This is a genomic window from Chryseobacterium salviniae (genome assembly GCF_035819015.1).
GTDB classification, from domain to species: Bacteria; Bacteroidota; Bacteroidia; order Flavobacteriales; family Weeksellaceae; genus Chryseobacterium; species Chryseobacterium salviniae.
Map to the genome: position 1 here is coordinate 1 of NZ_JAYLAA010000060.1, position 10342 is coordinate 10342.

The 10342-nt window shown below is 36.7% G+C and carries 8 protein-coding genes; 7 read left to right on the top strand and 1 reads right to left on the bottom strand.

What is annotated here, in order from left to right; all coding sequences use genetic code 11:
• Positions 1–39: 39 nt before the first annotated feature.
• Positions 40–1194: a hypothetical protein gene (locus tag SOP96_RS18165; RefSeq protein WP_326322309.1), complete on the bottom strand. Its 1155-nt coding sequence runs from the start codon at positions 1192–1194 to the stop codon at positions 40–42.
• A 97-nt stretch (positions 1195–1291) separates the two neighbouring features.
• On the opposite strand from SOP96_RS18165, the gene folE reads away from it, so the two are divergent.
• The 7 genes from folE to SOP96_RS18200 all read left to right on the top strand — a co-directional run bounded on the left by folE (position 1292) and on the right by SOP96_RS18200 (position 10292).
• Complete coding sequence (folE, locus tag SOP96_RS18170; RefSeq protein ID WP_326322310.1) at positions 1292–1957, top strand: GTP cyclohydrolase I FolE; 666 nt, start codon at positions 1292–1294, stop codon at positions 1955–1957.
• Between the two features lie 136 nt (positions 1958–2093).
• Positions 2094–3560: a cysteine--tRNA ligase gene (gene cysS, locus SOP96_RS18175; protein WP_326322311.1), complete on the top strand. Its 1467-nt coding sequence runs from the start codon at positions 2094–2096 to the stop codon at positions 3558–3560.
• A 226-nt stretch (positions 3561–3786) separates the two neighbouring features.
• Positions 3787–4953, top strand: a complete 1167-nt coding sequence (locus SOP96_RS18180) for a T9SS type A sorting domain-containing protein (RefSeq protein ID WP_326322312.1) — start codon at positions 3787–3789, stop codon at positions 4951–4953.
• Positions 4954–5074: 121 nt separating this feature from the next.
• Positions 5075–7726: a 4-alpha-glucanotransferase gene (locus tag SOP96_RS18185; RefSeq protein WP_326322313.1), complete on the top strand. Its 2652-nt coding sequence runs from the start codon at positions 5075–5077 to the stop codon at positions 7724–7726.
• 137 nt (positions 7727–7863) lie between these two features.
• Complete coding sequence (locus SOP96_RS18190; protein WP_326322314.1) at positions 7864–8874, top strand: hypothetical protein; 1011 nt, start codon at positions 7864–7866, stop codon at positions 8872–8874.
• A 336-nt stretch (positions 8875–9210) separates the two neighbouring features.
• Positions 9211–9663, top strand: a complete 453-nt coding sequence (locus SOP96_RS18195; protein WP_326322315.1) for a hypothetical protein — start codon at positions 9211–9213, stop codon at positions 9661–9663.
• 125 nt (positions 9664–9788) lie between these two features.
• The gene (locus SOP96_RS18200; protein ID WP_326322316.1) at positions 9789–10292 is read left to right on the top strand and encodes a ferritin; all 504 of its coding nucleotides are present in this window, start codon (positions 9789–9791) and stop codon (positions 10290–10292) included.
• Positions 10293–10342 lie beyond the last annotated feature (50 nt).

Sequence of the window (10342 nt, forward strand, 5' to 3'; positions counted from 1 at the left end):
GGGGGGGGGCTGTTGCCCCCCCCCCAAAACTCATGAAAATTATAAAACAGGATGTCTCTCAAATTCCTTATTTCGATCAAATAAATATCGGTAGGTTGCCAGTTTTCTCGTAACGGTAGTGTCAAGATTTTCAGCAATTTTAATCATTTTAGGATTGAAATCGCCGATCCACTGCATTTCCGTGACTTTAAAATCAGTATGTTTCCTCAAATGCTGTGTTCCTTCCCAGATCATATAGCCTTCAATCCCTTTCTTCTGCCATTCCGGAACCACCCCGAAAACAAGGCCTACCATTTTTTCATTTTTCTTATATTTTTTAACCCATAAAAATTTAAGTTTTTGAAAAAAGCCAAATTTTCCGTTCATATATTTAAACCACTGATTCAGATCCGGAATATTCATCCACATGGCGATAGGTTTTTTCTTTTCATACACAAACCACGAAATGTGCTCATTGATAATAGGCTTCATGGTATTGAACATTTTCAGTGCCATAGATTCTTCCATGCGTTTCCCTTCACCATGAGCCGCCCAGGCTTTATTATAAATTTCCGTAAAATCTTTTGCGAATTTTTTCAGGGTATTTTTTTTCATGGGTTGTGCGGAAATATCGGGATTCCGTTGGTGCTTGGCATGCATCACCATAAAAACACGGGAAACATCTGCAAAAATGGGTCTTGAAAAACAGAGCTGTTCAAAATATACCCTGAATCCGTAATTTTCAAAAAGCTCCTTATAATAAGGAAAATTATAATTCATTCCATACAAAGGCTGCTCGAAGCCATCCGTCAGTACGCCCCAGAATTTATCCCGTTCCCCGAAATTAATGGAACCGTCCATCGCTTCCATCCCTCTTTGCTGAAGCCATTCTTTACAGCAGTCGAAAATAAAAGTTGCGGTTTTCTGATCGTTAATACAATCAAAAAAGCCGATTCCGCCGGTGGGCTGCTGCTGTTCGTAAAAATTGTTGATAAAAACGGCAACTCTTCCTACAGTCTCTTTTTTCTTATTTTTGAACAAGAACCGGGTGCATTCTCCATTCTGAAAAAATTTATTTTTCTCAGGATTAAAGATCTCATTAATATCCTTATCCAAAGGTCTGATATAATTAGGGTCGTATTGATAAAGTCTTGACGGAAATTCTAAAAATTCCCTCTCATGGGCTTTGGTTTGTACTTCTTCAGCAATAATCATAGCATGATCTGATGTTGGCGGCGAAAGATAATGTTTTTCGGCTAAATTAAATATGACGAACAGATTTTATCCGTATTTTTGTGCAAATTAAATAAAAATGGTTGATTTTACGGATAACGACGATGATATTTTCACGGGAAAAGAACATACGCCGATAAGGAGAGATGCTTTTGACAAATCACCGGAAGAAAAGATTGAAAAAATTACAGCGCTTTTCGGAGAAATTATGGAAACGCTCGGACTTGATATGACGGATGATTCCCTGAAAGACTCACCGCGACGGGTTGCAAAAATGTACGTGAACGAAATTTTCGGAGGGCTTCTTCCGGAAAATAAACCGGGGATTTCCACCTTTTCAAACAAATACAAATACCGCCAGATGCTGGTGGAAAAAGATATTACCGTATATTCATTCTGCGAGCACCATTTTTTGCCGATTATCGGAAGAGCGCACGTTGCGTATATTTCCAACGGTGAGGTAATTGGTCTTTCAAAAATCAACAGAATTGTAGATTACTACGCAAAAAGACCGCAGGTTCAGGAAAGGCTTACCATGCAGATTGTAGATGCCTTAAAAGAATCTTTGGGAACCAAAGATGTTGCCTGTATCATTGATGCAAAACATCTTTGCGTCAACTGCAGGGGAATAAAGGATACGGCAAGTTCAACTATTACCGCAGAGTTGAGTGGTATTTTCAGAACCAATCCTATTACAAGACAGGAGTTCCTTCATTATGTGGGAAGCCATGCGAAATTGGATTAATAAATTTAAATAATGATAAAATTTAAAAAAATATCAGATAAAATTTTCATCACGACAATTATTTGTTGTGAAAGATAGATCCTGAATTAAATTAAAAAATCATTTATTAATCATTAATTATCATTCATAAGAAAACATGCAACTAAAAATATACAACTCGCTTACCGGCGAAAAAGAAATATTTAAACCCATTTTAGAAGGAAATGTCGGAATGTACGTCTGCGGACCAACTGTTTACAGCAATGTACACTTGGGAAATGTGAGAACTTTCCTTTCCTTTGATTTTATTTACCGTAGCCTTACGCATCTCGGGTACAAAGTAAGATATGTAAGAAATATTACCGATGCAGGACATCTTACCGACGACGGAGATGTCAATAACGACAGATTCGTGAAGCAGACCCGCCTTGAAAAGCTCGAGCCTATGGAAATCGTACAAAAGTATACCGTGGATTTTCATAAAGTTCTGGAAATGTTTAACTTATTGCCTCCGAATATTGAACCTACCGCAACAGGTCATATTGTGGAACAGATTGAACTGACCCAAAAATTAATCGAAAGAGGATTTGCTTACGAAAGTAACGGCTCCGTCTATTTCGATGTGTTGGAATATAACAGACGAGGTCTGAATTATGGTGAACTATCCAAAAGAAATATAGAAGAACTTTTTGCCAATACCCGTGATCTGGATGGGCAAGGTGAAAAGAAAAACCCACAGGATTTTGCGCTTTGGAAAAAAGCTTCCCCCGCACACATCATGAGGTGGAATTCTCCCTGGGGAGAAGGTTTTCCGGGATGGCACCTTGAATGTACAGCAATGAGTACAAAATATTTGGGAGAAACGTTCGATATTCATGGCGGAGGAATGGATTTGAAATTTCCGCATCACGAATGTGAAATTGCACAGGGAAAAGCCTGCAACGATGCAGCTCCGGTAAACTATTGGATGCATGCCAATATGCTAACCATGAATTCTCAGCGTATGAGCAAATCTACAGGAAATTATATTCTTCCGATGCAGCTGGTAACCGGTGAAAATGATTTCTTCGAAAAGCCTTTCCATCCGTCTATTGTACGTTTCTGCTTTCTGCAGGCGCATTACAGAAGTGTTCTGGATATTTCAAATGATGCGATGCTGGCCAGCGAAAAAGGATTTATCAGGTTAATGGAAGCCGTTAAACTTTTACAATCAATCACTCCGAATGATGAAAAACAATCCGGTTTTAATATAGAAGAATGGAAAAATAAAGCGTATGATGCATTAACCGATGATTTTAACTCTCCTATTCTCATCGCACATTTATTTGAAGCGGTAAAGTATATTTTTGCATTGAATGATGGAAAAGAAACCATTTCAACAAAAGACCTGGAAGACTTAAAATCTACATTAAATGCTTTGATATTCGATGTCTTAGGACTTCAGGCGATTGAAGAAAATAACAATGAAAAACTGGATCAGACATTGAAGGTTTTAATTGAATTAAGAAATCAGGCAAGAAAATCAAAGAATTTTGAGCTTTCAGACCAGATTCGTGACCGGCTTCTTGCGGAAGGCATCGAGCTGAAAGACGGAAGAGACGGAACAACATACGTCTTGAATTAAATATAAAGTTTTAACTTAAATAGATCTCCGTAGGTTTGCGGGATTGAGCAGAGGATTTTCAATCTGCACAATCTGTAAAATCTGCGGGATTTTTTTATGCAGCAATATAATTACTCTAAAAAAATTAATTTAAAATTTTATTAACATCTTAATTTTTTGTAAAATCAATTCAAAAAATGCGTAACTTAGTCATAATAAAATGATTAAAAATTAAAATTTATAGACTATGAAAAAACATTTATTCCCTTTATTTTTGGTGTTTATCGGTATTAACGCTTCTGCGCAGCAGGATTTTTTTGCACTTGTCGGCAAAGACACTCCGAATATTATTTTTAATGATTTCCGTGCTGTTGATGCAAACAATGGTATTTCGGGAGAAACGATTTTTACGGAAACTTCTTCTGCAAAAGTTTTTTCCCAAACCAGAAACGGTGCGGTTACGGAAGATAAGAATACGTATAATAATGCTCAGGCTGTAAATATGGCAACGCTGGCCTATGATGCATCCAATAACAATCTGGTGTATATGCCGATGTTTTCCTCAAACATTTATGTTTTAAATGCGAAAACACGTGAAATAACATTGGTTGAAAATAATGTGGCACGCGTAACGGCCTGCGATATCAATTCTCATTTTACAAGAATGGCGACGGGTTATGATGGAAGTATTTACGCAATTAATAACGTGGGTACACAGTTTATTAAAATAAGCAAAACGGGAAATCAATATTCGGTAACTGACCTGGGGATTATCACAGATGATGCTTCCAATGGGAAAAGTTCTTTTACTGTAATGGAAACCGGTTTTGGAGGTGATATGATTGCTGACGCCGAAGGTAACTTTTATGTATTTTCCGCCTCGGGAAATGTTTTTAAAGTGGTGACCAAAGAATTAAGGGCCAGATTTATCGGTAAAATTTCAGGAATTCCGGATAATTATTCAGTAAACGGTTCTGCAGTTAATTCTAAAGGAAATGTTGTTGTTGCAAGTGCAAAAGGTGGCTCATTATACGAAGTTGACCTGAATACGCTTCAGGCAAAACAGCTTCCGGGAGAACAAAATCTTCATATTTATGATCTGGCAAGCAAATATTTCGCAAATGACAAAGCGGTTTCAGCAAATGTTTTTGCAAATATTGATATCTATCCTACAAGAGTAGATGAAAAATTAATCAACATTAACGTTAATGATAAATCGGTAAAAGGATCTGTAAAACTTAATATTTTTGATCTTTCCGGCAAGAATGTACTGACACAGTCTTTATCTGTAAAAGACGGCTTTTCGAGACAGCAGGTTTATCTCAGAAATCTTGTAAGCGGAGCATATCTGGTAAACATTACGGATGCATCCGGAAAAGTGCTGCTCAACAAAAAAATTGTAGTGACAGAATAATCTTTATCTTTACAAAAATTCAAACCTTTTCAAATATTTGAGAAGGTTTTTTTAATGAATATTTGATATTCAATAAGTTTTATTTTTCGATATTATAATGTATTTTTATAAAAAAATGTAAATGAAGATATACTTTAATGTAGGGTACAGTACAAAAGTCGGAGAAAGGCTTCAGCTTATTATCGGCGAAGAAGATGCTGTATCACAGACTCATCCTATGTTTTATGAAGAAAACGGACAATGGAAATGTGAGGTCGATTATTTTTCAAAATCTATTTCTTATCAGTATCAGCTTGTAGACGAAAGAGGAAATATGCTGCGTGAAGAATTTGTTCCGCACCGCTTTAATTTTCCTCACAATTATAAAGAATTTGTCATTTTTGATCAGTGGAACAACAAAAATTTTCCTGAAAACTATCTCAATAATAAAATTCTTTACAACAAGCTGAATACATTTAAGCCCGAAAAAATATCGGTTTTAAAAAAACATACCCACTTATTCAGGATTGAAGCGCCAATCTATAATCCGGACTGGGCGATTGTGCTTTTTGGAAGCACAGCTTCTCTCGGAAATTGGAATTATGATAAAGCTATTCACCTGTCGCAGACGGATTTCGGCATCTGGGAAACTTCAGTGGAAATCCCTGAAAATGAGTTCATACAATATAAATACTGTCTCTACGACAACGCTACGGGAAAGATATTTGATGTAGAAACAGGCGAAAATCGTTTTGCCCTTCCGAATAGATCCAAAGATATTTTACACGTGGTTTCGGATCATTACTTTAAGTTCAAGCTCTATCAGATGTATCACGATGCCGGGCTTGCCGTTCCTATCTTTTCATTGAGAACGGATGAAGGCTTTGGTGTTGGTGAATTTTCAGATCTTAAAAAACTGGCAGACTGGGCGAAAGAAACCAATCTTGGAATTATTCAGATTCTTCCGATCAATGATACCACTGCTAATTATACATGGACAGACTCTTATCCGTACGCAGCGGTTTCCGTTTACGCACTTCATCCCCAGTATATTTCTCTCGAACAGCTGGATTTCCCATTGCCGGAAAATCTTGTTGCTGAATATCAAGCTGAAAAAGCCGAATTGAATGCACTCGATTTAATTGATTATGAGAAGATGATCTCCGGAAAATGGAAATATCTGAAAGCGGTTTTTGATGCTGATAAAGAGAAAATCTATAAAGACAGGAACTTTAAAAAATTTATTAAAGACAATGAATCCTGGCTGATTCCTTATGCAGCATTCTGTGTTTTAAGAGATAAATACAAAACCCCGAATTTTAATGAGTGGAAAACTCATAAAAAATATATTTCAGGAAAAATTGCGCCTTTCTTCAGTGCAAAAAGTAAGGATTATGATGCCTCAATGCTTCATGCATGGGTGCAGTATCAGCTTCACAGGCAACTGAAAGATGCTGTTGATTATATGCATAATCTTGGGGTTTCTGTAAAAGGTGATTTGCCAATCGGGATTTACAGATATTCAGTAGAAGCATGGACGGAACCTGAATTATTCGGAATGGATTTCCAGGCAGGTGCACCGCCGGATCAGTTTACGGAACTGGGCCAGAACTGGGAGTTTCCAACGTATAACTGGGAAGCCATGAAAGCGGATGACTACAAGTGGTGGAAAAACAGATTCAAAGCACTGGAACAGTATTTTGATGCGATGAGGATCGATCATATTTTAGGTTTTTTCAGAATCTGGAGAATGCCTATTTCTGCTACACAAGGAATTTTAGGATATTTTTATCCTGCCATTCCGGTTACGCTGGAAGAATTTGGCAGGTGGCATATTCCTTTTAATTTCGACAGGTATTGCAAGCCGTATATCAACGATCAGATTTTGTGGAAATACTTCGGTGAAGAAAGCGGAAAAGCTCTTGAATTCATAAATAATAATCAGGACGGAACCTATTCCTTTAAGGAAGAATTTAATACCCAGAGAAAACTTTCAGATTTTTTCAAAAAAAATCCCCGCGGACCAATTGAAGATAAGCTCGTCTCTTTATGTGCCAATGTTTTGTTTTTAATTGAAGAAAGAAGCGGGCAGGTGGTTTACCATCCGAGATTCAATGTATATCGCACCGAATCATACAAGTATCTTTCAGATTGGGAAAAAAAGGCAATCTACGATTTATACCACGATTATTTCTTTAAAAGACAAGATCATCTGTGGTACGAAAAAGCCATGGAAAAATTGCCTGTCATATTGAATGCCACAAAAATGCTTATTTGCGGTGAAGATCTCGGGCTGGTTCCGGATTGTGTTCCGGTGGTAATGGATGAATTGGCTATTGTTGCTTTGAAAGTTCAGAGAATGCCTTCAGATAATATTCCTTTTTATAATCCTAAAAATGCAGGATACCTGAATGTAGTAACAGCTTCTTCTCACGACAGCTCAACCTTGAGACAATGGTGGAAAGAAAGCCCTTCACTTACCCAGCAATACTTTAATCTTCAGCTGATACAATACGGTCAGGCACCGGAAAACCTGAACCCTTATCTTGCTGAAATGATTATGAAGCAGCACCTTTATAATGATGCCATGCTTGCAATCTTCCCGATACAGGAATTCCTGGCAACCGATCAGCGGCTGACTAATATTGAAATGGATAACGAAAGAATTAATAACCCTGCCATATTCCCGCATTACTGGAGGTACCGAATGCATCTTAAGCTTGAGGATCTTAAACATGAATCCGACTTCAATAAAAAGATATCCTCGTGGGTGAAAGATAGTGGAAGATCGTAAATTTAACAATTGATTATCAATTTGTTAATGTATAATTAAAAGAAGTTTTATCGAAAGATTTAACTTCTTTTTTCTATTTATATCCAAAAGATAGAATAAGATTCTACTATATTATTAACCAATTAACGACTTTAAAAATGAAAAAAATATTGATCGGTTTTGCATTGAGTCTTGGAACCTTTTCCTTCGCTCAGCAGTATCCGGATTACGGATGGGATAATGACGGATATTATCAAAATGACAATGGCTACTATAGCGATGAAGATGATCAGAATTATTTCCCGGATGACTATTACTACAATTATCCACAGGATTATTATCCGCAGAATTATTATCAGAGTAATTACAACGATTACCGGAACAGTATCGTTAATATCAACTGGAATGTGTTTTTTAGACAGAATAGGCTAAGTCCATGGCAGATCGATCAAATCCTTAGACTGAATAATCTGTATGTAAGCTTCTCATCATGGAACAGATTCTACCGATACAACCCGGACAGATGGTATTATGACAGATTCTACGCCTTACAAAGAATCATGGGGCCAAGAGTTTTTGTAGTGTTTCAGAATAATTATTACAGAGGATACAGTCCGGTAGTATATTTTCAGAATTACAGAAGAACACATTATGCAGCAATCTGCAGGCCTGTGCCGAGATACAGAAATGTAAACATCAATATTTACAGAGTGGATAGAGCAAAGTTCAGAAGAATGGATAATCCTACCTTTAATATCGTAAGATCCAGCGACAGGCCAAATAATGGATTCCGTGGCTCGGTAAGAGAGGGTAATAATGGTAACAGCGGAGGATTCAGAAATAATGCTGAAAATAGAAGTAATGATAATTCAGGCTTCCGAAATAATGGCAATGCACCGAGAAATAACAATGGTTTTAGAGGAGGCAATAATAGCGGTGTAAGAAATGATGGCGGATTCCGTGCTCCAAGAGCTGAAAATAATAGCAACAGAAACGGAGGCTTCAGAGGCGGGGAAGTAAGAAAGGAGGAAGCGCCAAGAAGAGAGAGTAATGGTGGCTTCAGAAATGACGGTGGTTCCAGAAGAATCGAAAATGCCGCTCCGAGACAGAATAATAGTGGTGAAAAAAGAAGCAATGGAGGATTCAGAAGCGGATTTGCAAAAAATTAATTCATATATTATATTTAAGTGGTGTGAAGGGCAGATTTTTAAATCTGTCCTTTTTATGTCACCCTATTACATTATTCGTATTTAATTTTAACAATATTTATGATGTTTAATGTTTAACTTTTGTTTTGGCTAATTATCAAAAAGATATAGAAAGAATAATTGAATAATAGATTTTCATATATTATATTTAAGTGGTGTGAAGGACAGATTTTTTTTGATCTGTCCTTTTTTAGTAATTCATATTTAATTTTAACAATAATTATGATATTTTCTATTTAACCTTTATTTTAACTTATTATCAAAAAGATATAACAGAAATATTTAAAAATTTAGAATATGAAAAAATTAGTATTAGCGGTAGCATTTATCGGATTCGGAGGTTTTGCAATGGCGCAGCAGACTACTCCACAGGACAGAGAGGCAAAAAGAGCTGAAATGAAGCAGAAGTTTCAGCAGAAAGAGCAGGAACATTTAGCTCAAATGCAGAAAGATTTGGATTTAAATCAGGCCCAGGTTGATAAAATTAAATCGCTTCATGAAAAAAGAAAAGCTGAAATGAAAGCTGAGTTTGAAAAAAACAAAGGTGAAAGACAGGCAAGAGCAGAGCAGATGAAAGCAAAAAAACAACAGATGGATGCTGAAATGAAGCAGATTTTAACACCTCAGCAGTATGATAAATGGCAGGCTGACAGAAAAGCTAAGATGGAGCAGAGAAGAATGGCCATGAAAGAAAGAAAAGCCAGAATGCACAAGCCAATGAATACGGCAGCTCCGGATGCAGCAAACTAGTTATAATTTTGATTTTTTTTAATGTGTTGAAGGATGGGATTTATCCCGTCCTTTTTTTATTAATTTTTATTAAAACTTTTGTTTTAGGACTTTTATTCCCTAATTTTGAATGTAAATTTATACCTATGATTAGCGAAAAAATTGCGAAATTAATTAACGAGCAGATAGCTCACGAACAATACGCTGCACAATATTACCTGTCCATGTCAGCATGGTTTTCAGGAAAAGATCTTGACGGAATTGCCAACTACTTCAGAGTACAAAGCAAGGAAGAACTAATGCATGCCGATAAAATGTTTGATTATCTAAACGATGTAGGAGGAGAAATAATCGTCGGAGAAATTCCTAAGCCGCCACATGAATTCCTTGGAGCCATTGATATTTTTGAAAGAGCATTGGAACATGAAAGAAAAGTAACGAAAAGTATTTTCAATATCGTTAAAAATGCCAATGATGAAGGGGATTTTGCAACAACGTCGTTCTTACAGTGGTTCATCAATGAGCAGGTAGAAGAGGAAGCAAGCGCTTCGCAGCTGGTAACGAAAATTAAAATGGTTTCTGATAATCCTTCAGCACTCTATCTTTTCGACCAGGAACTGGCCCAGAGGGTTTTTAATCCAAAGGGGTAATAAATTAATCAATTTTATGGATAAAAGTTTCGGCGGCACCTTTGGTGGCG

Bases quoted from the DNA above. Each gene is read 5' to 3' on its own strand.
- SOP96_RS18195 (WP_326322315.1), top strand. From the start codon at position 9,211: ATGAAAAAATTAGTATTAGCGGTAGCATTTATCGGATTCGGAGGTTTT.
- SOP96_RS18185 (WP_326322313.1), top strand. From the start codon at position 5,075: ATGAAGATATACTTTAATGTAGGGTACAGTACAAAAGTCGGAGAAAGG.
- folE (WP_326322310.1), top strand. From the start codon at position 1,292: ATGGTTGATTTTACGGATAACGACGATGATATTTTCACGGGAAAAGAA.
- cysS (WP_326322311.1), top strand. From the start codon at position 2,094: ATGCAACTAAAAATATACAACTCGCTTACCGGCGAAAAAGAAATATTT.
- SOP96_RS18190 (WP_326322314.1), top strand. From the start codon at position 7,864: ATGAAAAAAATATTGATCGGTTTTGCATTGAGTCTTGGAACCTTTTCC.
- SOP96_RS18165 (WP_326322309.1), bottom strand. From the start codon at position 1,194: ATGATTATTGCTGAAGAAGTACAAACCAAAGCCCATGAGAGGGAATTT.
- SOP96_RS18200 (WP_326322316.1), top strand. From the start codon at position 9,789: ATGATTAGCGAAAAAATTGCGAAATTAATTAACGAGCAGATAGCTCAC.
- SOP96_RS18180 (WP_326322312.1), top strand. From the start codon at position 3,787: ATGAAAAAACATTTATTCCCTTTATTTTTGGTGTTTATCGGTATTAAC.